This is a genomic window from Streptomyces cyaneochromogenes, assembly GCF_003963535.1.
In the GTDB taxonomy this organism is placed as follows: Bacteria; Actinomycetota; Actinomycetes; order Streptomycetales; family Streptomycetaceae; genus Streptomyces; species Streptomyces shaanxiensis.
Genome location: NZ_CP034539.1, coordinates 6,877,107 through 6,901,726 on the forward strand (window position 1 = coordinate 6,877,107; position 24,620 = coordinate 6,901,726).

The 24,620-nt window shown below is 68.9% G+C and carries 22 protein-coding genes; all 22 read left to right on the plus strand.

Going from position 1 to position 24,620, the window contains the following annotated elements; all coding sequences use genetic code 11:
- Positions 1-133 precede the first annotated feature (133 nt).
- The 22 genes from EJ357_RS31500 (at position 134) to atpD (ending at position 24,550) form a co-directional block, all read left to right on the plus strand.
- Entirely contained in the window at positions 134-1,423 is a 1,290-nt protein-coding gene (locus tag EJ357_RS31500; RefSeq protein ID WP_126400302.1) for a homoserine dehydrogenase, read from the plus strand.
- Between the two features lie 6 nt (positions 1,424-1,429).
- Positions 1,430-2,488 carry a threonine synthase gene (thrC, locus tag EJ357_RS31505; protein ID WP_126395074.1) on the plus strand — a complete coding sequence of 353 codons (1,059 nt, stop codon included), beginning with the start codon at positions 1,430-1,432 and terminating at the stop codon, positions 2,486-2,488.
- A gap of 331 nt (positions 2,489-2,819) precedes the next feature.
- Positions 2,820-3,737, plus strand: a complete 918-nt coding sequence (thrB, locus tag EJ357_RS31510; protein WP_126395075.1) for a homoserine kinase — start codon at positions 2,820-2,822, stop codon at positions 3,735-3,737.
- A 408-nt stretch (positions 3,738-4,145) separates the two neighbouring features.
- Entirely contained in the window at positions 4,146-6,128 is a 1,983-nt protein-coding gene (gene rho, locus EJ357_RS31515) for a transcription termination factor Rho (protein WP_126395076.1), read from the plus strand.
- Positions 6,129-6,342: 214 nt separating this feature from the next.
- A complete protein-coding gene (locus tag EJ357_RS31520) occupies positions 6,343-8,154 on the plus strand; it encodes a trypsin-like serine protease (protein WP_126400305.1) in 1,812 nt (603 codons plus the stop codon).
- Between the two features lie 206 nt (positions 8,155-8,360).
- Positions 8,361-9,497 carry an LCP family protein gene (locus EJ357_RS31525; RefSeq protein WP_126395077.1) on the plus strand — a complete coding sequence of 379 codons (1,137 nt, stop codon included), beginning with the start codon at positions 8,361-8,363 and terminating at the stop codon, positions 9,495-9,497.
- A gap of 249 nt (positions 9,498-9,746) precedes the next feature.
- The gene (rpmE, locus tag EJ357_RS31530) at positions 9,747-9,971 is read left to right on the plus strand and encodes a 50S ribosomal protein L31 (RefSeq protein WP_030944953.1); all 225 of its coding nucleotides are present in this window, start codon (positions 9,747-9,749) and stop codon (positions 9,969-9,971) included.
- 105 nt (positions 9,972-10,076) lie between these two features.
- On the plus strand, positions 10,077-11,153 hold the full coding sequence (gene prfA / locus EJ357_RS31535) for a peptide chain release factor 1 (protein WP_126395078.1): 1,077 nt from the start codon (positions 10,077-10,079) through the stop codon (positions 11,151-11,153).
- A gap of 73 nt (positions 11,154-11,226) precedes the next feature.
- Positions 11,227-12,066, plus strand: a complete 840-nt coding sequence (gene prmC, locus EJ357_RS31540) for a peptide chain release factor N(5)-glutamine methyltransferase (RefSeq protein WP_126395079.1) — start codon at positions 11,227-11,229, stop codon at positions 12,064-12,066.
- A 59-nt stretch (positions 12,067-12,125) separates the two neighbouring features.
- Complete coding sequence (locus tag EJ357_RS31545; protein ID WP_031485833.1) at positions 12,126-12,773, plus strand: L-threonylcarbamoyladenylate synthase; 648 nt, start codon at positions 12,126-12,128, stop codon at positions 12,771-12,773.
- Positions 12,770-13,450 carry an arsenate reductase/protein-tyrosine-phosphatase family protein gene (locus EJ357_RS31550; RefSeq protein ID WP_126395080.1) on the plus strand — a complete coding sequence of 227 codons (681 nt, stop codon included), beginning with the start codon at positions 12,770-12,772 and terminating at the stop codon, positions 13,448-13,450. The genes EJ357_RS31545 and EJ357_RS31550 overlap by 4 nt, the downstream gene beginning before the upstream one ends.
- Positions 13,451-13,606: 156 nt before the next feature.
- Positions 13,607-14,833: a serine hydroxymethyltransferase gene (locus tag EJ357_RS31555; RefSeq protein ID WP_126395081.1), complete on the plus strand. Its 1,227-nt coding sequence runs from the start codon at positions 13,607-13,609 to the stop codon at positions 14,831-14,833.
- Positions 14,834-15,010: 177 nt separating this feature from the next.
- The gene (locus EJ357_RS31560) at positions 15,011-15,196 is read left to right on the plus strand and encodes a hypothetical protein (protein WP_126395082.1); all 186 of its coding nucleotides are present in this window, start codon (positions 15,011-15,013) and stop codon (positions 15,194-15,196) included.
- A gap of 348 nt (positions 15,197-15,544) precedes the next feature.
- Positions 15,545-16,909 carry an MraY family glycosyltransferase gene (locus EJ357_RS31565; protein ID WP_126395083.1) on the plus strand — a complete coding sequence of 455 codons (1,365 nt, stop codon included), beginning with the start codon at positions 15,545-15,547 and terminating at the stop codon, positions 16,907-16,909.
- A 317-nt stretch (positions 16,910-17,226) separates the two neighbouring features.
- Positions 17,227-17,673 carry a hypothetical protein gene (locus EJ357_RS31570; RefSeq protein WP_126395084.1) on the plus strand — a complete coding sequence of 149 codons (447 nt, stop codon included), beginning with the start codon at positions 17,227-17,229 and terminating at the stop codon, positions 17,671-17,673.
- A 210-nt stretch (positions 17,674-17,883) separates the two neighbouring features.
- Positions 17,884-18,729: a F0F1 ATP synthase subunit A gene (gene atpB / locus EJ357_RS31575; protein ID WP_126395085.1), complete on the plus strand. Its 846-nt coding sequence runs from the start codon at positions 17,884-17,886 to the stop codon at positions 18,727-18,729.
- Positions 18,730-18,804: 75 nt separating this feature from the next.
- Positions 18,805-19,029, plus strand: a complete 225-nt coding sequence (gene atpE, locus EJ357_RS31580) for an ATP synthase F0 subunit C (RefSeq protein ID WP_126395086.1) — start codon at positions 18,805-18,807, stop codon at positions 19,027-19,029.
- 57 nt (positions 19,030-19,086) lie between these two features.
- Positions 19,087-19,623 carry a F0F1 ATP synthase subunit B gene (locus EJ357_RS31585; protein ID WP_126400307.1) on the plus strand — a complete coding sequence of 179 codons (537 nt, stop codon included), beginning with the start codon at positions 19,087-19,089 and terminating at the stop codon, positions 19,621-19,623.
- Positions 19,620-20,435 carry a F0F1 ATP synthase subunit delta gene (locus tag EJ357_RS31590; RefSeq protein ID WP_126395087.1) on the plus strand — a complete coding sequence of 272 codons (816 nt, stop codon included), beginning with the start codon at positions 19,620-19,622 and terminating at the stop codon, positions 20,433-20,435. The genes EJ357_RS31585 and EJ357_RS31590 overlap by 4 nt, the downstream gene beginning before the upstream one ends.
- Before the next feature lie 132 nt (positions 20,436-20,567).
- The gene (gene atpA, locus EJ357_RS31595) at positions 20,568-22,175 is read left to right on the plus strand and encodes a F0F1 ATP synthase subunit alpha (RefSeq protein WP_126395088.1); all 1,608 of its coding nucleotides are present in this window, start codon (positions 20,568-20,570) and stop codon (positions 22,173-22,175) included.
- 21 nt (positions 22,176-22,196) lie between these two features.
- Complete coding sequence (locus EJ357_RS31600; protein ID WP_126395089.1) at positions 22,197-23,114, plus strand: F0F1 ATP synthase subunit gamma; 918 nt, start codon at positions 22,197-22,199, stop codon at positions 23,112-23,114.
- Entirely contained in the window at positions 23,114-24,550 is a 1,437-nt protein-coding gene (gene atpD / locus EJ357_RS31605; protein WP_126395090.1) for a F0F1 ATP synthase subunit beta, read from the plus strand. The genes EJ357_RS31600 and atpD overlap by 1 nt, the downstream gene beginning before the upstream one ends.
- Positions 24,551-24,620 lie beyond the last annotated feature (70 nt).

The following is a 24,620-nucleotide window of genomic DNA, read 5'->3' on the forward strand; positions in this document are numbered from 1 at the left end:
GCGGAAGATCTCCTGTCTTCCACCCCCGTACAAATGAAATAGATGTCTCACGATCCGGACGAAGGGCAGAAACTCCCGTCCGGTGAGTGAGACTGGTGCAACCGTAGACGGTATGAGGAAACGAGGTCGGATGATGCGTACGCGTCCGCTGAAGGTGGCGCTGCTGGGCTGTGGGGTTGTTGGCTCAGAGGTGGCGCGCATCATGACGACGCACGCCGACGACCTCGCCGCCCGGATCGGCGCCCCCGTGGAGCTCGCGGGTGTGGCCGTACGGCGGCCCTCCAGGGTCCGTGAGGGCATCGACCCCGCGCTGATCACCACCGACGCCACCGCCCTCGTCAAACGCGGGGACATCGACGTCGTGGTCGAGGTCATCGGCGGTATCGAGCCCGCCCGCACCCTCATCACCACCGCCTTCGAGCACGGCGCGTCGGTCGTGTCCGCCAACAAGGCGCTCCTCGCCCAGGACGGCGCCGCCCTCCACGCGGCGGCGGAGGCGAACAGCAAGGACCTCTACTACGAGGCCGCCGTCGCCGGAGCCATCCCGCTGATCCGCCCGCTGCGCGAGTCCCTCGCCGGCGACAAGGTCAACCGGGTGCTGGGCATCGTCAACGGCACGACGAACTTCATCCTCGACAAGATGGACTCGACCGGCGCCGGCTACCAGGAGGCCCTCGACGAGGCCACCGCCCTGGGGTACGCGGAGGCCGACCCGACCGCCGACGTCGAGGGGTTCGACGCCGCCGCCAAGGCAGCGATCCTCGCCGGAATCGCCTTCCACACGCGCGTGCGTCTCGACGACGTCTACCGCGAGGGCATGACCGAGGTGACCGCGGCCGACTTCGCCTCCGCCAAGGAGATGGGCTGCACCATCAAGCTGCTCGCCATCTGCGAGCGGGCCGGGGACGGGGCCTCCGTCACCGCGCGCGTGCACCCCGCCATGATCCCGCTGACCCACCCGCTCGCCTCGGTGCGCGGCGCGTACAACGCCGTGTTCGTGGAGTCGGACGCCTCCGGTCAGCTCATGTTCTACGGCCCCGGCGCGGGCGGTTCCCCGACCGCGTCCGCCGTGCTCGGCGACCTCGTCGCCGTCTGCCGCAACCGGCTCAGCGGGGCAACGGGGCCCGGCGAGTCGGCGTATGCCGCCCTGCCCGTCTCACCGATGGGCGACGTCGTCACGCGCTATCACATCAGCCTCGACGTGGCGGACAAACCGGGTGTTCTCGCCCAGGTGGCGACCGTGTTCGCTGAGCACGGAGTCTCGATCGATACGGTTCGCCAGCAGGGCAAGGACGGCGAGGCCTCCCTCGTCGTCGTCACCCACCGTGCGTCCGACGCGGCCCTCGGCGGGACCGTCGAGGCGTTGCGCAAGCTCGACACCGTGCGGGGTGTCGCCAGCATCATGCGGGTTGAAGGAGAGTAACCAGCAATGACCCACCAGTGGCGCGGAATCATCGAGGAGTACCGGGACCGGCTGCCCGTCTCCGACACCACGCCGGTCGTGACGCTCCGCGAGGGCGGCACGCCCCTCGTGCCCGCGCAGGTGCTCTCCGAGCGCACGGGCTGCGAGGTCCACCTCAAGGTGGAGGGTGCGAACCCGACGGGATCCTTCAAGGACCGCGGCATGACCATGGCCATCAGCAAGGCCAAGGAGGAGGGGGCGAAGGCGGTCATCTGCGCCTCGACCGGCAACACCTCCGCCTCGGCCGCCGCCTACGCCGTGCGCGCGGGCATGGTTTCGGCCGTTCTCGTCCCGCAGGGCAAGATCGCGCTCGGCAAGATGGGCCAGGCCCTCGTGCACGGCGCGAAGATCCTCCAGGTCGACGGCAACTTCGACGACTGCCTCACGCTCGCCCGCGACCTGAGCGACAACTACCCCGTGGCGCTGGTCAATTCGGTCAACCCGGTGCGTATCGAGGGGCAGAAGACGGCCGCCTTCGAGATCGTGGACATGCTGGGCGACGCACCCGACATCCACGTCCTGCCGGTGGGCAACGCGGGCAACATCACCGCGTACTGGAAGGGCTACACGGAGTACGCCGCCGACGGTGTCTCGAAACAGACCCCGCGCATGTGGGGTTTCCAGGCCTCCGGCTCCGCGCCCATCGTGCGCGGCGAGGTCGTCAAGGACCCGTCGACCATCGCCACCGCCATCCGTATCGGCAACCCGGCGTCCTGGCAGTTCGCCCTGGCGGCGAAGGACGAGTCCGGCGGGTTCATCGACGAGGTGACGGACCGTGAAATCCTGCGCGCCTACCGCCTGTTGGCCGCTCAGGAGGGCGTTTTCGTGGAGCCCGCCTCCGCCGCGTCCGTCGCCGGTCTGCTGAAGGCCGCCGAGCAGGGCAAGGTCGACCCGGGGCAGAAGATCGTGTGCACCGTCACCGGCAACGGCCTCAAGGACCCCGACTGGGCCGTCGCCGGCGCCCCGCAGCCCGTCACCGTCCCGGTCGACGCGGCCACGGCGGCCGAGCGCCTCGGCCTGGCGTAAGCGCCGCCACACTCCGTCGCAGTAGGCTCGCGTCGGCGAGGCAGAGGGCGCTTACCTGGGGAACTTCCCTACGGGGGGTGCACAGGGGGCTTACGACACGCATCGTGCGCCGCCTGTGCGCCCTATGTCGCCACAGAACCTACCTTCGATAGGCTGTACTGAACCCGCCCGCCGCATATGCCTCCGCATGGGGCACGTGGCCGCGCCGTCTCCGCGGCCCGCAAGCGGCAGGGGCACGCCACCGGCCTCCCGGCCGGACGCGGCTCCAGGGTCCGTCGTACGTCATCGAATGTCTTCGACAATCACGCAGCTCAAGGAGAGTCATCGAGAGATGGCCGGTCCAGCGTTCCGCGCCGCCGCCGTCCGGGTGCGCGTCCCCGCCACCAGCGCCAACCTCGGCCCGGGCTTCGATGCCCTAGGCCTGTCGCTGGGGCTCTACGACGACGTCGTCGTCCGGGTCGCCGACTCAGGGCTGCACATCGACATCGCGGGTGAGGGCAGCGAGACGCTCCCGCGTGACGAAAGCCACCTTCTCGTACGCTCCCTGCGCACCGCCTTCGATCTGCTGGGCGGCCAGCCGCGCGGCCTGGAGATCGTCTGCGCCAACCGCATCCCGCACGGCCGGGGCCTCGGCTCCTCGTCGGCCGCCATCTGCGCCGGCATCGTCGCCGCGCGCGCCGTGACGATAGGCGGCGAGGCCAGGCTCGACGACGCGGCCCTGCTGGAGCTCGCCACCGAGATCGAGGGCCACCCCGACAACGTCGCGGCCTGTCTGCTCGGCGGATTCACCCTCTCCTGGATGGAGGGCGGTGCCGCGCGGGCGATCAGGATGGATCCCGCCGATTCCATCGTTCCGGTGGTTTTCGTGCCCGGAAAGCCGGTCCTCACCGAGACCGCGCGCGGCCTGCTCCCGCGCACCGTGCCGCACGTCGACGCCGCCACCAACGCGGGCCGTGCCGCCCTGCTCGTCGAGGCCCTGACCAGGCGCCCCGAGCTGCTGCTGCCCGCCACCGAGGACCGTCTGCACCAGGAGTACCGCGCGCCGGCGATGCCCGAGAGCGCGGCGCTGGTGGAGCGGCTGCGCGCCGACGGAGTCCCGGCGGTCATCTCCGGCGCGGGCCCGACCGTTCTGGCACTGGCCGATCAGGACAGTGCCGACAAGGTGTCCCATCTGGCAGGCGAGGGGTGGGCCGCGAACCGGCTCGACCTCGACGCCCAGGGAGCGAGCGTGCTGCCGCTTGCGACCTGACACACGGTTGCCGGATTTCGAGAGGGGGAATGTTTGTTGGATCCGGTAGTGTTAACCTCAAGTCTGCACCCGACCCCACCATGGCGAGGTGCTTCGTGTCCCCGTCCGGGACAGACATTCTTCCGGGAGCCTCCCAAGCCGCACTGTGTTCCGTACGACGTACGCGGGCAGTACCTCGTACGCGGGCACTGAGCGACTCGCCGGGCACGCTCCGGAACTGGCGCGACCGAGCCGAATGACACCGACACTCAGTGCCACGGTTCTGGGAAGCGCCATCACCAGATATTCCCTCCGCCGCTTTGGCGGACCACCGCCCCGGCACGGTCCACACACCAAGGACCGAAGCCGGACAGCACAACCGGTCGCCGAGCCAGACAGGCCGACGTCCGCTCCAGGGAAGGACCCTTCGTGAGCGACACCACCGATCTGATGGGCGCACGTGTCGAGGAGACCGCTGCCGCGCCCGCCACGGACGCCTCCGCGCCTGCCAGCGGTGCCGGCTCCCGGCGGCGCCGCGGTACCGGCCTCGAGGGCATGGTGCTGGCCGAGCTGCAGCAGGTCGCATCCGGCCTCGGCATCAGGGGCACCGCGCGTATGCGCAAGAGCCAGCTGATCGAGGTCATCAAGGAGGCGCAGGCCGGGGGAGGTGCCGCGGCTCCGAAGACGGAGGCCGCCACCGAGACCAAGCCCAAGCGCCGCGCCACCTCCAAGGCTCGTACCGGCGAAGACGCCGAGAAGAAGGCGGAGAAGGCGGCTGAGGCCCCCGCCGAGAAGGCCGTGGCCCAGCAGCAGATCGAGATTCCCGGCCAGCCGGCCAGCGAGGACGCGCCGGCCGAGCGCCGTCGTCGTCGTGCCACCGCCGAGGCGGGCGCCCCCGAGACGGTCGCCGCCGAGGCCAAGAGCGAGCCGAAGGCTGAGACGCCCGCGCAGTCGCAGGCCCAGCAGGGCGACGCCAAGGGCGACGCCGGTGACGGCGAGGGCCGTCGTCGCGACCGCCGTGAGCGCGGCCGCGACCGTGACCGTGGTGACCGCGGTGACCGTCGCAAGGGCGACGAGCAGCAGGGCGGCGGCCGTCAGGACCGCCAGCAGGGCCAGCAGCAGGGCGGCGGCCGCCAGGACCGTCAGCGCGACAACGGCCCGCAGGACGACGACGACTTCGAGGGCGGCCGTCGTGGCCGTCGCGGGCGTTACCGCGACCGCCGTGGCCGTCGTGGCCGCGACGACGTGCAGGAGCCGCAGATCAACGAGGACGACGTCCTGATCCCCGTCGCGGGCATCCTGGACATCCTCGACAACTACGCCTTCATCCGTACGTCGGGCTACCTGCCGGGCCCCAACGACGTGTACGTCTCCCTCGCCCAGGTCCGCAAGAACGGCCTGCGCAAGGGCGACCACATCACCGGTGCGGTCCGTCAGCCCAAGGAAGGCGAGCGGCGCGAGAAGTTCAACGCGCTCGTCCGCCTGGACTCCGTCAACGGCATGGCGCCCGAACACGGCCGCGGCCGCCCGGAGTTCAACAAGCTCACCCCGCTGTACCCGCAGGACCGGCTCCGTCTGGAGACCGACCCGGGTGTGCTGACCACCCGCATCATCGACCTCGTGTCGCCGATCGGTAAGGGCCAGCGCGGTCTGATCGTGGCCCCGCCGAAGACCGGTAAGACCATGATCATGCAGGCGATCGCCAACGCGATCACGCACAACAACCCCGAGTGCCACCTGATGGTCGTCCTCGTCGACGAGCGTCCGGAAGAGGTCACCGACATGCAGCGGTCGGTCAAGGGCGAGGTCATCTCCTCGACCTTCGACCGTCCGGCCGAGGACCACACCACGGTCGCCGAGCTCGCCATCGAGCGCGCCAAGCGTCTGGTGGAGCTGGGCCACGACGTCGTCGTACTGCTCGACTCGATCACGCGTCTGGGCCGTGCGTACAACCTCGCCGCCCCGGCCTCCGGCCGCATCCTGTCCGGTGGTGTCGACTCGACCGCCCTGTACCCGCCGAAGCGCTTCTTCGGTGCGGCCCGCAACATCGAGGACGGCGGCTCGCTGACCATCCTCGCCACCGCCCTGGTGGACACCGGGTCCCGCATGGACGAGGTGATCTTCGAGGAGTTCAAGGGCACCGGCAACATGGAGCTCAAGCTCGACCGGAAGCTCGCCGACAAGCGCATCTTCCCGGCGGTGGACGTCGACGCGTCCGGTACCCGTAAGGAAGAGATCCTGCTCGGCAACGAGGAGCTCTCCGTCGTCTGGAAGCTGCGCCGGGTGCTGCACGCGCTCGACCAGCAGCAGGCGATCGAGCTGCTGCTCGACAAGATGAAGCAGACCAAGTCGAACGTCGAGTTCCTGATGCAGATCCAGAAGACGACGCCGACGCCCGGCAACGGCGACTAGGCGCTCCGCTAAGAGAGCCGAAGAACCACGGTCGTACTTCGGCCGCGGGTCGGCTTGAGGCTGGTCGCGCAGTTCCCCGCGCCCCTTGGGGCGTAAAGGCCGCCCCCCGTCAGACAGTGACGGGGGGCGGCCTTTTGGCGCTGATAGGGACGGGCGCATCCCGTGCGCCCCTTCCTACTCACGCATCCCTGGGGGGACCTTCTTGACCACCACCATGTCCGGCAGCGGTCGTCACAGACGCCGGATACGTATCGGGCTGCCCGTCGCCGCCGCCGGTGTGGCCGCGGCCGTCGCCGCCGCGCTGCTGACCTCGTCCGCGGGGGCCGCGACCGCGCTGCCCGAGCCCACCGTGAAGCCCGCCACCAGCTCCGCCTCGCTCGCCGAGCTGGAGCGGCGCGTCGCGGGTGCCGTCGCCGGTGACGACACCGCGGGGGAGACGACCGAGAAGTCGTCGTACGGCGCGAGCACCACCAGCTCCTCCGACGACTCCACCGTGAGCCCCATGGTCATCGGCGGGACCGAGACCACCATCACCTCCGCGCCCTGGATGGCGCAGCTCTGGTACTACGACGACCAGGGCACCACCGACGAGGCCGACGACCTCGGGTTCTTCTGCGGAGGCGCCGTCGTCGCGCCGACGAAGATCCTCACCGCCGCGCACTGCGTCAAGGGCTACGACTGGTACAACTACGGCGCCGTCGTCACCGGCACCGCCCAGCTGCCGACCACCGACGACGCCGGCAACACCGACCTGCACGGTGGCACCGTCACGCTGCCGCACCGGCAGTGGAACCACCCGTCGTACAGCTCGACGACGATCGACAACGACATCGCCGTCGTCACCCTGGCCAACCCGGTCAAGGCGACGCCGATCCGTATGACGACGTCCGGCGACACCGCCTCGTACGCCGCCGGGACGAGCGCCAAGGTCTACGGCTGGGGCCGGACCAGCTCCACCAGCCAGGACATCTCCGAGACGCTGAAGACGGCCACGCTGCCGATCCAGTCCGACACCACCTGCGCGGGCTACTACGGCAGCGAGTTCATCAAGGGCCACATGGTCTGCGCGGGCACGCCGGCGAGCGGCAGCGACAGCGGTACGACCTCCGCCTGCAACGGTGACTCCGGCGGGCCGCTCGTCGTGAACGGCCGGATCGTCGGTGTCGTCTCCTGGGGTGTGCAGGACTGTGTGGCCGAGGGCGCGTACAGCGTCTTCGCCAAGGTCAGCAGCTATGTCGGTGCCGCCTACCCGCGGGTCGACGACACCAACATCAGCGGTGACCACCGGGCCGACATGTGGGTGCGCAACGCGTCCACCAAGACCGGTTACTCGAAGGACTCCAACGGAACCTCGTTCGCCGCGCGCGAGTCCTGGGGCAACTGGGACGGCGTCAACGTCGTCCTGCAGACCGACCTCGACCGGGACGGCTACCAGGACCTGCTGTACCGGCGCAGCGCCGACGGCGACGTGTTCTGGTCGCACTACGTGCCGGCCAGCGGCACCTGGGCCACCAAGCAGATCGCCGACAACTGGAAGACCCGCACCCGCATCGTCGTCCCCGGTGATGTCACCGGCGACTACAAGCCCGACCTGCTCTCGGTCGACTCCGGCGGCTACCTCTGGATCTACCCCGGCAACGGCAACGGCACGTTCGGGACCCGGGTGAAGGTCGGCTCCGGCTGGAACCAGTACAACTCCCTGCGCGGCCACGGCGACTTCACCGGCGACGGCAAGGCCGACCTGATCGCGCGCAGCTCGTCCGGCGGCTACATCTACCTGTTCAAGGGCACCGGCACGGCCGGCACGGGCGCCTTCGCCACCCGGATCAAGGTGCGCACCTGGGCGACCTACAACGGCTTCGACGCCGTCGGTGACGTCACCGGCGACGGCAAGGCCGACTTCCTGGCCCGCAACTCCGCCGGGACGCTCTACCTGTACCCGGGCACCGGTAAGGCCACCAGCGAGATCTTTGCCACACCGAAGTCCGTCGGTACCGATTTCAAGCAGTACGACATCTTCGGCTGACATCGCAGGTGAGACGGGTACGCCCGGTTTCACCGACTACGGACCGTGCCCACCGCTCCCCGGCGGTGGGCACGGTCCGTTGTGCAACCCTTCTCCGAGTTTCCCCGTCTGACCGGACGGGGTCACGATGGTGTGGTAAGTGCCAAATGGCCACGCCTGACCCTTGATGCAGGGGGTAACCGACCGGACGAGAACCGAGGAGCAGAGTGTCCGCCGAGAGCACGCCGGAGCCCGGCATACCGGGTGATGCCGGCACCACGAGCCCGCGCCACCGCGCCAAGGGCCGCCGTCGCAAGCCGCGCGACAAGCGCAAGGGACTGCTGATCATGGCCTGGACGGCCGCCGGAATCGTGGTCCTGGGCGGCACCGGCGCCGGGTACCTGTACTTCAAGCTCAACGGCAACATCAAGAGCGTCGACATCGACCAGGCCCTCGGCACCGACCGGCCGGAGAAGGTCGACAACGGCTCGGAGAACATCCTCGTCCTCGGCTCCGACACCCGCTCCGGCAGCAACAAGAAGCTCGGCGGCGGCGCCGACGACGGCAGCGCCCGCTCGGACACGGCGATGATCGTCCACGTCCACGAGGGCCACAAGAAGGCCAGCGTGGTCTCCATCCCGCGCGACACCCTCGTCGACCGTCCCAAGTGCACCGACACCAACGGCGACACCCACGACGCCGCGTCCGGCGTGATGTTCAACGAGTCCTACTCCACGGGCGGTGCCGCCTGCACGGTGAAGACCGTCGAGTCCCTCACCGGCATCCGCATGGACCACTACCTGGAGGTCGACTTCTCCGGCTTCCAGAAGCTCATCGACGAGCTCGGCGGCGTCGAGGTCACCACGACCAAGAACATCAACGACCCCGACAGCCATCTCAACCTCAAGGCCGGCACCCACGAGCTGACCGGCAAGCAGGCCCTCGGCCTCGTCCGCACCCGGCACGGCGTCGGCGACGGCTCCGACCTCGGCCGCATCCAGCTCCAGCAGGCCTTCATCAAGGCCCTGATCAACCAGGTCAAGGACATCAACCTCTTCGGCAACCCCAAGAGGCTCTACGACCTGGCCAACACCGCCACCAAGACGGTCACCACCGACTCCGACCTCGGCACGGTCAACTCCCTGATGTCCTTCGCCAACGGCCTCAAGGGCATCAGCTCCAAGAACATGAACATGGTCACGATGCCGGTCCGGTACGACCCGGCGGACCCGAACCGGGTGATCGTGGCGGAGGCGAAGGCGAAGATGGTGTGGGAGGCCTTGAAGAAAGACAGGGTGATCCCGAAGGCGGCCACCAAGGGCACGGCGACCGGTGATGCCGACGGCGTGGTGAACGCCGCTTAGGGGCGCGGGGCTGTATCGATATGCGGCTCCGCCGCGTGGGCGCGACCAGCCACAACCGACCCGCACACGCCCACGGCGATCAAGCGGCACCCCCCTGGGCGAACCCGCCCCCCTCGCAGGGAATACCCCACAGCCACCCCCGGTTTTGGCTGATGGACACCAGTCCTGGCAGACTGGTACGTCGGCTCCGGTTCACGCTCCCGCATCCCGCGGCTGCGACCCGGCGCCCTCCCGAAACTAGGAGACACCTTGAAGCGCGACATCCACCCCGAGTACGTCGAGACGCAGGTCAGCTGCACCTGTGGCGCGTCGTTCACCACCCGTAGCACGATCGCCAGCGGCACCATCCGTGCCGAGGTCTGCTCCGAGTGCCACCCGTTCTACACGGGCAAGCAGAAGATCCTCGACACCGGTGGCCGTGTGGCCCGCTTCGAGGCCCGCTTCGGCAAGGCTGCTGCCGGCTCCAAGAAGTAGCGAGCTCCAATTCGCCGGTCCACGGCCGCGCCCTACTCAGGCGCGCCGGGACCGGCGTTTTTGGTCGCCCGCCCTTCACACACGTACGGACACAGGAGCCCCAAGATGTTCGAGGCCGTCGAGGACCTGGTCGTTGAGCACGCCGACCTGGAGACGAAGCTCGCCGACCCGTCGGTCCACGCCGATCAGGCAAACGCGCGCAAGCTGAACAAGCGCTACGCCGAGCTCACCCCGATCGTCGCCACGTACCGCTCTTGGAAGCAGTCCGGCGACGACATCGAGACCGCGCGGGAATTCGCCGCCGACGACCCGGACTTCGCGGCCGAGGTCAAGGACCTGGAGAAGCAGCGCGAGGAGCTGACCGAGAAGCTGCGCCTGCTGCTGGTCCCGCGCGACCCGAGTGACGACAAGGACGTCATTCTGGAGATCAAGGCCGGGGCCGGTGGCGACGAGTCCGCGCTCTTCGCCGGGGACCTGCTGCGCATGTACCTGCGCTACGCCGAGCGCGTGGGCTGGAAGACCGAGATCATCGACTCCACCGAGTCCGAGCTCGGCGGCTACAAGGACGTCCAGGTCGCGGTGAAGACCAAGGGCGGCCAGGGTGCCACCGAGCCCGGGCAGGGTGTGTGGGCGCGGCTGAAGTACGAGGGCGGTGTGCACCGCGTGCAGCGGGTGCCGGCGACCGAGTCCCAGGGCCGTATCCACACCTCCGCGGCCGGTGTGCTGGTCACGCCCGAGGCCGAGGAGATCGACGTCGAGATCAACCCGAACGACCTCCGGATCGATGTGTACCGGTCGTCCGGCCCGGGTGGTCAGTCCGTCAACACGACCGACTCCGCGGTGCGCATCACGCACATTCCGACCGGAGTCGTCGCCTCCTGCCAGAACGAGAAGAGCCAGCTGCAGAACAAGGAGCAGGCGATGCGTATCCTGCGCTCCAGGCTGCTTGCCGCGGCGCAGGAGGAGGCGGAGAAGGAAGCCGCCGACGCCCGCCGCAGCCAGGTCCGCACGGTCGACCGCTCCGAGAAGATCCGTACCTACAACTTCCCGGAGAATCGCATCTCGGACCACCGGGTCGGCTTCAAGGCCTACAACCTGGACCAGGTCCTGGACGGCGACCTCGACTCGGTGATCCAGGCCTGCGTCGACGCGGACTCGGCCGCCAAGCTCGCAGCCGCGTAAAGGACGTACGAGCAAGTACCGGAGGACATGCGTGCAGCCAACATTTGGGGGGCGACCCTCAAGTCCCCGCAGCGTGCTGCTCGCTGAGGTAGCCCAGGCCACCCAGCGGCTGGCCGACGCCGGCGTGCCCTCGCCGCGCAACGACGCGGAGGAGCTCGCCGCGTTCGTGCACGGCGTGAAGCGGGGCGAGCTGCACTCCGTGAAGGACGCGGACTTCGACGCCCGCTACTGGGAGGTCATCGCCCGTCGCGAGCAGCGTGAGCCGCTTCAGCACATCACCGGGCGGGCCTACTTCCGCTATCTCGAACTCCAAGTCGGGCCCGGGGTGTTCGTGCCCCGCCCCGAGACCGAGTCGGTGGTCGGGTGGGCCATAGACGCGGTGCGCGCGATGGACGTCGTCGAGCCCTGCATCGTCGACCTGTGCTCCGGCTCCGGCGCCATCGCGCTCGCCCTCGCCCAGGAGGTCCCGCGCTCCCGCGTGCACGCCGTGGAGCTGTCGGAGGACGCCCTGGTGTGGACGCGGAAGAACGTGGAGGGGTCCAGGGTCGACCTGCGGCAGGGCAACGCCCTCGACGCCTTCCCCGACCTCGACGGCCAGGTCGACCTGGTCATCTCCAACCCGCCCTACATCCCGCTCACCGAATGGGAGTACGTCGCTCCCGAGGCGCGGGACTACGATCCCGAACTCGCCCTGTTCTCCGGCGAGGACGGCCTCGACCTCATCCGCGGTCTGGAACGGACCGCGCACCGGCTCCTGCGCCCGGGCGGCGTCGTCGTCATCGAGCACGCCGACACCCAGGGCGGCCAGGTGCCGTGGATCTTCACCGAGGAGCGGGGCTGGGCCGACGCGGCCGACCATCCCGACCTCAACAACCGTCCGAGGTTCGCGACCGCCCGCAAGGCGATGCCGTGACCGCCCCGCAGACTTCGATCCCGCAGTACGTGTACTTCGTGTATGAGGAGGCCCGCTAGATGGCACGGCGATACGACACCAACGACGCGACCGACCGCACGACGGGTCTGCGTGAAGCCGCGTCCGCCGTCCGCCGTGGCGAGCTCGTGGTCCTCCCGACCGACACGGTGTACGGCATCGGGGCCGACGCGTTCGCCAAGGAGGCCGTCGGCGATCTGCTGGAGGCCAAGGGGCGCGGCCGCAACATGCCCACCCCTGTGCTGATCGGGTCCCCGAACACGCTCCACGGTCTCGTCACCGACTTCTCCGAGCTGGCCTGGGAGCTGGTCGACGCGTTCTGGCCGGGCGCGCTGACGCTGGTCGCCAAGCACCAGCCGTCGCTGCAGTGGGACCTGGGTGACACCCGGGGCACGGTTGCCGTGCGCATGCCACTGCACCCGATCGCCATCGAGCTGCTCACCGAGGTCGGCCCGATGGCGGTGTCGTCGGCGAACCTGACCGGCCACCCCGCCCCCGAGGACTGTGACGCCGCGCAGGAGATGCTCGGCGACTCGGTCTCCGTCTACCTGGACGGCGGCCCGACCCCCGGCAACGTCCCGTCGTCGATCGTCGACGTCACGCGCGAGGTGCCCCTCCTCCTGCGCGCGGGGGCGATCTCCGCGGACGAGCTGCGCAAGGTCGTACCCGACCTCGAGGTGGCCAATTGACAGCCCCTGAAGCGGGGCGTGGCATAGGCAACGGGGAAGGCGCGGCCGAGATCACGACGACATTCGTCGGACTCCCGCGCGACAGCTTCCGCATCCTCCACGTCAGCACCGGCAACGTGTGCCGCTCGCCGATCACCGAGCGGCTGACCCGTCATTTCGTGGCGCAGCGGCTCGGTGTGCTCGGCGGCGGGCTGATCGTGGAGAGCGCGGGCACCTGGGGCCACGAGGGCGCGCCCATGGAATCGAACGCGGAGACGGTCCTCGCCGACTTCGGCGCGGACGCCTCCGGCTTCGTCGGCCGTGAGCTCCTCGACGAGCACGTCATCCGCGCCGACCTGGTCCTGACCGCCACCCGCGACCACCGCGCCCAGGTCATCTCCATGGGCCACTCGGCGGGCCTGCGCACCTTCACCCTCAAGGAGTTCACCCGCCTGGTGAAGGCCATAGACCCGGCGACGCTGCCTCCCCTGGAGGAAGGCGTGGTGATCCGCGCCCGGGCCCTGGTCCGTGCGGCGGCCGCTCTACGCGGGTGGCTCCTCGCCCCGACGGCGGAGGCGGACGAGGTGTACGACCCGTACGGAGCACCGCTGCCGTTCTTCCGGTCGGTCGGGGGCGAGATACACGAGGCGCTGGATCCGGTGGTGACGGCGTTGACGGGGGTTGCCGCGCGGGCGTGACGTGAGCCGGCGGGCGGGGTCCGAGACGTACGAGGCGCCGCATCCCGCGCTCACGGCGCTCACACAGGTGGCCGCGAGGAAGTGACAACACCGGGCGCACCCGGGCTCCCCGGCCTACATTGGACGTACGTCACCGTCGACGCCCCGGAGCCCACCATGACGGTCACCCATGCCATCGAGGCCGACATCCTGCGCCGCCAGGACCCGCAGGTCGCCGACATCCTGCTCGGGGAGCTCGACCGGCAGTCGACGACGCTCCAGCTCATCGCCGCCGAGAACTTCACGTCGCCGGCCGTGCTGGCGGCTCTCGGGTCGCCGCTCGCCAACAAGTACGCGGAGGGGTATCCGGGCGCCCGGTACCACGGCGGGTGCGAGATGGTCGACGTCGCCGAGCGGCTCGCCGTGGAGCGGGCCAAGGCGCTGTTCGGGGCCGAGCACGCCAACGTGCAGTCGCACTCGGGTTCGTCGGCCGTCCTCGCCGCGTACGCCGCCCTGCTGCGGCCCGGCGACACCGTCCTCGCCCTCGGGCTGCCGTACGGCGGCCACCTCACGCACGGCTCGCCCGCGAACTTCTCCGGCCGCTGGTTCGACTTCGTCCCCTACGGCGTCGACGCCGAGACCGGCCTCATCGACCACGACCAGGTACGCACCCTGGCCCTGAGCCACCGGCCCAAGGCGATCGTGTGCGGCTCCATCGCCTACCCCCGGCACATCGACTACGCCTTCTTCCGCGAGGTCGCCGACGAGGTGGGGGCGTATCTCATCGCCGACGCCGCCCACCCGATCGGGCTCGTCGCCGGGGGAGCCGCGCCGAATCCGGTGCCGTACGCCGATGTCGTGTGCGCGACCACCCACAAGGTGCTGCGCGGCCCGCGCGGCGGCATGGTCCTGTGCGGCTCGGACCTCGCCGAGCGCGTCGATCGCGCTGTCTTCCCGTTCACCCAGGGCGGCGCCCAGATGCACGCCGTCGCCGCGAAGGCCGTGGCGTTCGGCGAGGCGGCGACACCGGCCTTCACCGCGTACGCCCATCAGGTGGTCGCCAACGCGAGGCGGCTGGCGGCCGCGCTGGCCGAGGAGGGGCTCGTCGTCACGACGGGTGGCACCGACACCCACCTCATCACCGCCGACCCCGCCCCGCTCGGCGTCGACGGCCGCAGCGCGCGCGGACGGCTCGCGGCGGCCGGGATCGTGCTGGACTGCTGCGCGCTGCCGCACGGCGACGCCCGCGGCCTGCGCCTCGGCACGGCGGCGCTGACCACGCAGGGCATGGGGGAGAGCGAGATGACGCGCATCGCGGCGCTGCTCGTGGCGGCACTTCGCCAGGAACCCGGAATTCGTGAAGAGGTCCGGGAACTCACCCGCACATTCCCGCCGTATTCCTGAAGCCAGAAATCCCGGTCGGCAGCACACCTGCATCCTCGCGATGTAGGCACCCTTACCGCTCTCCACGGTCCGCGGGTTGCCGTCGTCGTCCGACTTCCAGTTGTCCCGGTCTTCCGGGTCGTTGCCGGTGCCGCCCGGCGTGGAGTCCAGGAGGCCCTGCCCGACGGAGCCCTGTCGATGGGGCTGATCGCGAGGAGAACCGGCGGTCGCGTGGACCTCCTCGGCTCGTGCGCGGCCCTGAGGGAGACCGGGCTGAGCGGCGACCGGGCGCCCGGTGCGAAGCACACCCGGCGGGCCGGTGCGGCCGTGGCCGACCCGGGGCTTCGTGCGCTTCTCGGCGCGATCGTCCCGCGAGTCCGGTGACAGGGCCCAGCTGCTGCTGGTGGGCGCGTGGAACAGGCGTCTTCCGGTGCCGGAGCTCAACGAGCACCGGGAACTGGCGATGAGGGGCGCGGCGGGCGTCGCCGTGACGGCTCTGGCCGTGGTGGTCGCATGGTGGGTCGCCGTACCCGTGAACAGCGTGGCTGTGGCGAGTCCCACTGAGATGGCGATCGTTCTCGGACCGGCGGCCCTGTTGCTCCTGAGTACACCTGTGTTCGGTCCCCGTAAGGCCCTTCCAGGGCTGCGCAGGCCTGAACCGCGAACCGGGGACGACCGCGCTACGGTCTAAGCTACTGGCTTGGTCGAGACCGAAACGCCAGGGAGCAGCCCGTGCGCGAATACCTGCTGACGCTCTGCATCACGGCCGCGGTGACGTATCTGCTGACAGGGCCGGTACGGAAGTTCGCGATCGTGGCCGGAGCGATGCCGGAGATCCGGGCACGCGACGTGCACCGGGAGCCCACTCCGCGGCTCGGCGGGATCGCGATGTTCTTCGGCCTGTGCGCGGGCCTGCTGGTCGCCGACCACCTGACAAACCTCAGTACGGTCTTCGAGAAGTCCAACGAGCCGCGGGCGCTGCTCTCCGGAGCGGCGCTCATCTGGTTGATCGGCGTGCTGGACGACAAGTTCGAGATCGACGCCCTGATCAAGTTGGGCGGCCAGATGATCGCCGCCGGCGTCATGGTCATGCAGGGTCTGACGATCCTGTGGCTGCCGATCCCGGGTGTCGGCACGGTCGCCATCACTCCATGGCAGGGCACCCTGCTGACGGTGGCGCTCGTCGTCATCACCATCAACGCGGTCAACTTCGTCGACGGACTCGACGGCCTCGCTGCGGGCATGGTGTGCATCGCGTCCCTGGCCTTCTTCATGTACGCGTACCGGGTCTGGTACGGCTACGGCATCGAGGAAGCCGCCCCCGCGACGCTCTTCGCGACGATTCTGATCGGCATGTGCGTGGGCTTCCTGCCCCACAACATGCACCCCGCGCGGATCTTCATGGGGGACTCCGGCTCGATGCTCATCGGCCTGGTGCTGGCCGCCTCGGCCATCTCCATCACCGGGCAGATCGACCCGGACAGGCTGAACCTGTTCTCCGGTTCGGAGCGCAACACCGTGCACCAGATGGTGCCCGCCTATATCCCGCTGCTGATGCCGCTGACGATCATCGCGGTGCCGGCCGCCGACCTGGTCCTGGCGATCGTGCGCCGCACCTGGCGCGGCCAGTCGCCGTTCGCCGCCGACCGGGGGCACCTGCACCACCGTCTGCTGGAGATCGGCCACTCCCACAGCCGCGCGGTGCTGATCATGTACTTCTGGTCGGCGCTGATCGCCTTCGGCGCGCTCGCCTACTCCGTGAACTCGGCGTCCATGTGGATCGTGCTGGGCGTGGTGTTCCTGAGCGCCATCGGGCTCGTGCTGCTTCTGCTGCCCCGCTTCACGCCGCGCACCCCGCGCTGGGCCGAGGCCTTCGTGCCGCCGCGCTACCGCCGCCGCAGGGCCGTCGCGGAGCCGGCGGCCACGACGCCGCAGTCGGCCTCCGCCGAAGCGCAGACCGACCTCACGGCGGACTCCTCGGCCGAGGAGGAGCCGCGCACCCCTGTGGCCGCCGGTGTGGCCGGCGTGAACGGCGCGACCGCCATCGGCGCCCGTTCGCGTTTCCTGGACCGGCGGAAGGCCGGATCGTCGCGCTGACGCGTCAAGGTAAGAGCGCGCCCAAGGTAAGAATCTGACTAGAGCATTGCCAAGTCATGGGGTAGCGAAGCATCCCAATACCAGACAAGTGGGCTGCGTTTCTGCACAGACGCGCACTGTCACTCTCATGTGTGACGGCCAGCACAGCTCCAGGTAAAGACCTCATCAAATAGTTTGTGATACGGTTCACGAGAACCCCCGGATAGAGCCGAAGGGCCGTAGTGCGACGGTCCATTGGCGTGAGGTTCTCTCTCAGCCCGGGACTACGCTCGTCCATGACGACACCCTGCCCCCACCGTGAAAGCGGAGTTGCCGCCATGCCGTCCAATGACGTCCGGACCTTGCTCCAGGCTGCTGTTCCCACAGCCGCCGTCGGCGCTGTTGCCGCCGTCGTCAGCGGTGTGGTTGCCGGTGGCGACGGGGCGGTCGGGGCGGTCGTCGCGACGCTGGTCGTGATCCTGTTCATGGGGATCGGTCTCTACGTTCTGCAGCGCACTGCCAAATCGCTTCCGCACCTGTTTCAGGCGATGGGCCTGATGCTCTACGCGGCCCAGATCCTGCTGCTGTTCGTCTTCCTCTCCATCTTCAAGAACACGACGCTGTTCAACCCCCGGGCCTTCGCGATCACGCTTGTGGTCGGCACCCTCGTGTGGATCGCCGCGCAGACGCGCGCCCACATGAAGGCCAAGATCCTCTACGTCGAACCCGATTCGGGCAGCTCGTCGAACGGCGACAAGCCCGAAAAGACGGGGCCCTCGTCGTGAGGGGTAGGGCCGGGATAAAGCCGCTCGAGAAGTCCTGCTATCGTCCGGTGCCAACTGCGGCATCGCGGGCGCGGGCATCTGAGCTGACGCCTGCTCAATCGCGAGGCGAGATGCCCCACAGCCGCCCCCAAATCCGAAACACCAGTCCCGTGCCGAACCGCGGCTGTCCGCCGCGCCGACACAACGAGGTTGCCGTACCTATGCGCCACGATGAAGGAGCCCGCGGTGAGTGCTGACCCGACGCAGGTGCTCGCCTTCGACACGAACTGCCACCTCTTCGACGGATGTGGCTTCGACACTGTCGCTCCGGGCCTGCACTCGTTCCTGTTCGAGCCGCTCATGGGCGACGCGGACGGCAACGCCTTCTACTTCAACAAGCCGATGCTGCTGGCTCTGCTCGGTTCGATCATCGTGGTGGGCGTCTTCTGGGCGGCGTTCCGCAAGCCGAGCGTCGTCCCGGGCAAGCTCCAGATGGTCGTCGAGTCCGGCTACGACTTCGTCCGCCGCGGCATCGTCTACGAGACGATCGGCAAGAAGGAGGGCGAGAAGTACGTCCCGCTCGCCGTCTCGCTGTTCTTCTTCATCTGGATGATGAACCTCTGGTCGATCGTCCCCGTCGCCGCCTTCCCGGTGACGTCGATCATCGCCTACCCGCTGGTCCTGGCCCTGATCGTCTACATCCTGTGGGTCTCGCTGACCTTCAAGCGGCACGGATTCGTCGGTGCCTTCAAGAACTTCAGCGGCTACGACAAGTCGCTGGGCGCGGTGCTCCCGCTGTCCATGACGATCGAGCTCGCCTCGAACCTGCTGGTCCGCCCGTTCACGCACGCGGTGCGACTCTTCGCGAACATGTTCGCCGGTCACACCCTGCTGCTGCTGTTCACGATCGCCAGCTGGTACATGCTGAACGGCGTCGGCATCGCCTACTCGGCCGTGTCGTTCACGATGGTCATCGTCATGACTGCCTTCGAGCTCTTCATCCAGGCCGTTCAGGCGTACGTCTTCGTCCTGCTGACCTGCACCTTCATCCAGGGCGCGCTCGCCGAGCACCACTGAGCACCCCCGCTTTCGAATCCCACAGCCGTCCGGTGGCCAACCCCCACCGGTCCGTAAAGAGAAGGAAGAACTCTCATGGCCTCCACCCTCGCTGCTGTCACCGGTGACCTCGGTTCCGTCGGTTACGGTCTCGCGGCCATCGGCCCCGGCGTCGGCGTCGGCATCATCTTCGGTAACGGCACCCAGGCCCTTGCCCGTCAGCCCGAGGCTGCCGGCCTGATCCGTGCCAACCAGATCCTCGGCTTCGCCTTCTGTGAGGCGCTCGCCCTCATCGGTCTGGTCATGCCGTTCGTCTACTAAGACGAGCCCTGACGACCGACCCTTTCGACGAAAGGCACTGACGTGAACGACGTCGCCATGATCCTGGCGCAGGAGGGGCACAAGGAGAACCCCCTCATTCCGCCGTGGCCGGAAGTTGTCATCGGCCTGATCGCCTTCGTCATCGTCTTCGGCTTCCTCGCCAAGAAGCTCCTCCCGAACATCAACAAGGTTCTGGAAGAGCGTCGCGAGGCCATCGAGGGCGGTATCGAGAAGGCCGAGGCCGCTCAGACCGAGGCCCAGAGCGTCCTTGAGCAGTACAAGGCCCAGCTCGCCGAGGCCCGGCACGAGGCCGCGCGTCTGCGCCAGGAGGCGCAGGAGCAGGGCGCCACGCTCATCGCCGAGATGCGCGCGGAAGGCCAGCGGCAGCGCGAGGAGATCGTCGCCGCCGGTCACGCCCAGATCGAGGCCGACCGCAAGGCCGCCGCGTCCGCGCTGCGCCAGGACGTCGGCAAGCTCGCCACCGACCTGGCGGGCAAGCTCGTCGGCGAGTCCCTCGAGGACCACGCCCGGCAGAGCCGTGTCATCGACCGCTTCCTCGACGAGCTCGAGGAGAAGGCCGAGGCCGGACGATGAACGGAGCGAGCCGCGAGGCCCTGGCAGCCGCACGCGAGCGACTCGACGCGCTGACGGACAACACGTCCGTGGACGCCGGACGGCTCGCCGACGAGCTGGCCGCCGTCACCGCGCTGCTCGACCGCGAGGTGTCGCTGCGTCGGGTCCTGACCGACCCGGCGCAGGCCGGTGAGGCCAAGGCCGAGCTGGCCCAGCGCCTGCTCGGCGGCCAGGTCGGCGGCGAGACCGCTGACCTGCTGGCCGGCATGGTGCGCTCCCGCTGGTCGCAGTCCCGCGACCTGGTGGACGCGCTGGAGGAGCTGGCGGACACCGCCGACCTCACCGCCGCCCAGAAGTCGGGCACGCTCGACGACGTCGAGGACGAGCTGTTCCGGTTCGGCCGGATCGTCGCCTCGAGCACCGGGCTGCGCGCCGCGCTGACCGACCGTGCCGCCACCACCTCGGCCAAGAGCGAGCTGCTGCGCAGCCTGCTCGGCGGTCGGGCCAAGGCGACCACCGAGCGTCTGGTGACGCGTCTTGTGACCGTGCCGCGTGGACGTAGCCTGGAGTCGGGACTGGAGTCCCTGTCCAAGCTCGCCGCCGAGCGCCGGGAGCGCCTGGTGGCCGTCGTGACCACGGCGGTGCCGCTGAGCGACAGGCAGAAGCAGCGCCTCGGCGCCGCTCTCGGGAAGCTCTACGGCCACACGATGCACCTCAACATCGACGTGGACCCCGAGGTCGTCGGCGGTATCCGGGTGCAGGTCGGCGACGAGGTCATCAACGGCTCCCTCGCGGACCGCATCGAGGACGCCGGCCGCCGACTGGCGAGCTAGCAGCAACTCAATACGCAGTACGTACTTACGACGGCCCAGTTGGGTCGTGCAGAGGATTCACCTCTTTCAGGGGGGAGTCCCCATCCCCCCCAAGTGAAACTTCGGGCCCAACAAGGAGAGCAGGGAACCCAGATGGCGGAGCTCACGATCCGGCCGGAGGAGATCCGGGACGCGCTGGAGAACTTTGTCCAGTCGTACAAGCCGGACGCGGCCTCGCGCGAGGAGGTCGGTACGGTCACCCTTGCCGGCGACGGCATCGCGAAGGTCGAGGGTCTTCCCTCGGCCATGGCCAACGAACTGCTGAAGTTCGAGGACGGCACCCTCGGCCTCGCCCTCAACCTCGAGGAGCGCGAGATCGGTGCCATCGTCCTCGGTGAGTTCAGCGGCATCGAGGAGGGGCAGCCGGTGCAGCGCACCGGTGAGGTTCTCTCCGTCGCGGTGGGCGAGGGCTACCTCGGCCGTGTCGTCGACCCGCTCGGCAACCCGATCGACGGCCTCGGCGAGATCGAGACCAGCGGTCGTCGTGCCCTTGAGCTGCAGGCCCCCACGGTCATGCAGCGCAAGTCGGTGCACGAGCCGATGGAGACCGGCTACAAGGCCGTCGACGCGATGACCCCGATCGGCCGTGGCCAGCGTCAGCTGATCATCGGTGACCGTCAGACCGGCAAGACCGCCCTGGCCGTCGACACGATCATCAACCAGCGCGACAACTGGCGCACCGGCGACCCGAAGAAGCAGGTCCGCTGCATCTACGTCGCCATCGGCCAGAAGGGCTCCACCATCGCGTCGGTTCGCCGCGCGCTGGAGGAGAACGGCGCGCTGGAGTACACGACCATCGTCGCCGCCCCGGCGTCCGACCCGGCCGGCTTCAAGTACCTGGCGCCGTACACCGGTTCGGCCATCGGTCAGCAGTGGATGTACGAGGGCAAGCACGTCCTCATCATCTTCGACGACCTCTCGAAGCAGGCCGACGCCTACCGCGCCGTGTCCCTGCTGCTGCGCCGCCCGCCGGGCCGTGAGGCCTACCCGGGTGACGTCTTCTACCTGCACTCCCGTCTGCTGGAGCGCTGCGCCAAGCTCTCCGACGACATGGGCGCCGGCTCGATGACCGGTCTGCCGATCGTCGAGACCAAGGCCAACGACGTCTCGGCGTTCATCCCGACCAACGTCATCTCCATCACCGACGGCCAGTGCTTCCTGGAGTCGGACCTGTTCAACGCCGGTCAGCGCCCCGCGCTGAACGTCGGTATCTCCGTCTCCCGAGTCGGTGGTTCCGCGCAGCACAAGGCGATGCGTCAGGTCTCCGGCCGTCTGCGCGTGGACCTCGCCCAGTTCCGTGAGCTGGAGGCGTTCGCCGCCTTCGGTTCCGACCTGGACGCCGCGTCCAAGGCGCAGCTGGAGCGCGGTCAGCGCATGGTCGAGCTGCTGAAGCAGGCCCAGTACGAGCCGATGGCCACCGAGGACCAGGTCGTCTCCGTGTGGGCCGGCACCACCGGCAAGATGGACGACGTTCCGGTCGCCGACATCCGCCGCTTCGAGAAGGAGCTCCTGGAGTACCTGCACCGCAAGGAGCAGGGCCTCATGACCTCCATCAAGGAGGGCGCCAAGATGTCGGACGACACCATCCAGGCTGTTGCCGACGCCGTCGCCGAGTTCAAGAAGCAGTTCGAGACCTCGGACGGCAAGCTTCTCGGCGAAGAGGCTCCGGCCGCCCCGAAGGCGACCAGCGCCTCCAAGTGACGTAAGGAAGGGACCTGACTCATGGGAGCCCAGCTCCGGGTCTACAAGCGTCGCATCCGATCCGTCACCGCGACCAAGAAGATCACGAAGGCGATGGAGATGATCGCCGCCTCGCGCGTCGTCAAGGCGCAGCGCAAGGTGGCGGCCTCCACGCCGTACGCGACCGAGCTCACCCGCGCGGTCACGGCGGTCGGCACCGGCTCGAACACCAAGCACCCGCTGACCACGCAGGCCGAGACGGTCACGCGGTCCGCGGTGCTGCTCCTGACGAGCGACCGCGGCCTGGCCGGCGCCTTCAACTCCAACGCCATCAAGGCGGCGGAGCAGCTGACCGAGCGCCTGGAGCGCGAGGGCAAGGAGGTCGACATCTACATCGTCGGCCGCCGTGGTGTGGCGCACTACAACTTCCGTGAGCGCAAGATCGCGGAGTCGTGGAGCGGTTTCACCGACGAGCCCACGTACGCGGACGCCAAGAAGGTCGCGGCTCCGCTGATCGAGGCCATCGAGACGGCGACGGCGGAGGGCGGCGTGGACGAGCTCCACATCGTCTACACCGAGTTCGTGTCGATGATGACGCAGCAGGCGCTGGATGCCCAGCTGCTGCCGCTCAGCCTCGAAGAGGTCGCGCAGGAGGCCCCGTCCAAGGGCGAGATCCTCCCGCTGTACGACTTCGAGCCCTCGGCGGAGGACGTCCTCGACGCCCTTCTGCCGCGCTATGTGGAGAGCCGTATCTACAACGCGCTGCTCCAGTCGGCCGCCTCCAAGCACGCCGCCACGCGGCGCGCGATGAAGTCGGCCACCGACAACGCCGGAGAGCTCATCGAGACGCTGTCCCGGCTTGCCAACGCGGCCCGCCAGGCCGAAATCACCCAGGAAATCAGCGAGATCGTCGGTGGCACCGCAGCCCTGGCCGACGCGACCGCGGGGAGTGACCGCTAATGACCACCACTGTTGAGACCGCGACGGCCACGGGCCGCGTCGCCCGGGTCATCGGCCCGGTCGTCGACGTGGAGTTCCCCGTCGACGCGATGCCGGAGATCTACAACGCCCTCCACGTCGAGGTCGCCGACCCGGCGAACGCGGGCGAGAAGAAGATCCTGACCCTGGAGGTCGCCCAGCACCTGGGTGACGGCCTGGTCCGCACCATCTCCATGCAGCCCACCGACGGTCTGGTCCGCCAGGCCCCGGTCACCGACACCGGCACGGGCATCACCGTCCCGGTCGGCGACTTCACCAAGGGCAAGGTGTTCAACACCCTCGGTGAGGTGCTGAACGTCGACGAGCAGTACGAGGGCGAGCGCTGGTCCATCCACCGCAAGGCCCCGAACTTCGACGAGCTCGAGTCGAAGACCGAGATGTTCGAGACCGGCGTCAAGTGCATCGACCTGCTGACCCCGTACGTCAAGGGCGGCAAGATCGGTCTGTTCGGCGGTGCCGGCGTCGGCAAGACGGTGCTCATCCAGGAGATGATCTACCGTGTCGCCAACAACCACGACGGTGTGTCGGTGTTCGCCGGTGTCGGTGAGCGCACCCGTGAGGGCAACGACCTCATCGACGAGATGAGCGAGTCCGGCGTCATCGACAAGACCGCGCTGGTCTTCGGTCAGATGGACGAGCCCCCGGGCACCCGTCTGCGCGTGGCCCTGGCCGGTCTGACCATGGCGGAGTACTTCCGCGATGTGCAGAAGCAGGACGTGCTGTTCTTCATCGACAACATCTTCCGCTTCACGCAGGCCGGTTCCGAGGTGTCGACCCTGCTCGGCCGTATGCCCTCCGCGGTGGGTTACCAGCCGAACCTGGCCGATGAGATGGGTCTCCTCCAGGAGCGCATCACCTCGACCCGTGGTCACTCGATCACCTCGATGCAGGCGATCTACGTCCCCGCGGACGACCTGACCGACCCGGCGCCGGCCACCACCTTCGCCCACCTCGACGCGACGACGGTTCTGTCCCGTCCGATCTCCGAGAAGGGCATCTACCCGGCGATCGACCCGCTGGACTCCACGTCCCGCATCCTGGACCCCCGCTACATCGCGGCGGACCACTACAACACCGCCATGCGTGTCAAGGGGATCCTGCAGAAGTACAAGGACCTCCAGGACATCATCGCGATCCTCGGTATCGACGAGCTCAGCGAGGAGGACAAGCTGGTCGTCCAGCGTGCCCGCCGCGTCGAGCGCTTCCTGTCGCAGAACACGCACGTCGCCAAGCAGTTCACCGGTGTGGACGGCTCCGACGTGCCCCTGGACGAGTCGATCACCGCGTTCAACGCGATCTGCGACGGTGAGTTCGACCACTTCCCGGAGCAGGCGTTCTTCATGTGCGGTGGTCTCGAGGACCTCAAGAAGAACGCGAAGGAACTGGGCGTCTCCTGACGCACCGGTCTTCGTGAGCCATTGAGCTCTTGGTGAGGGGGCGGGGCACGTCCCGCCCCCTCTTCCATGC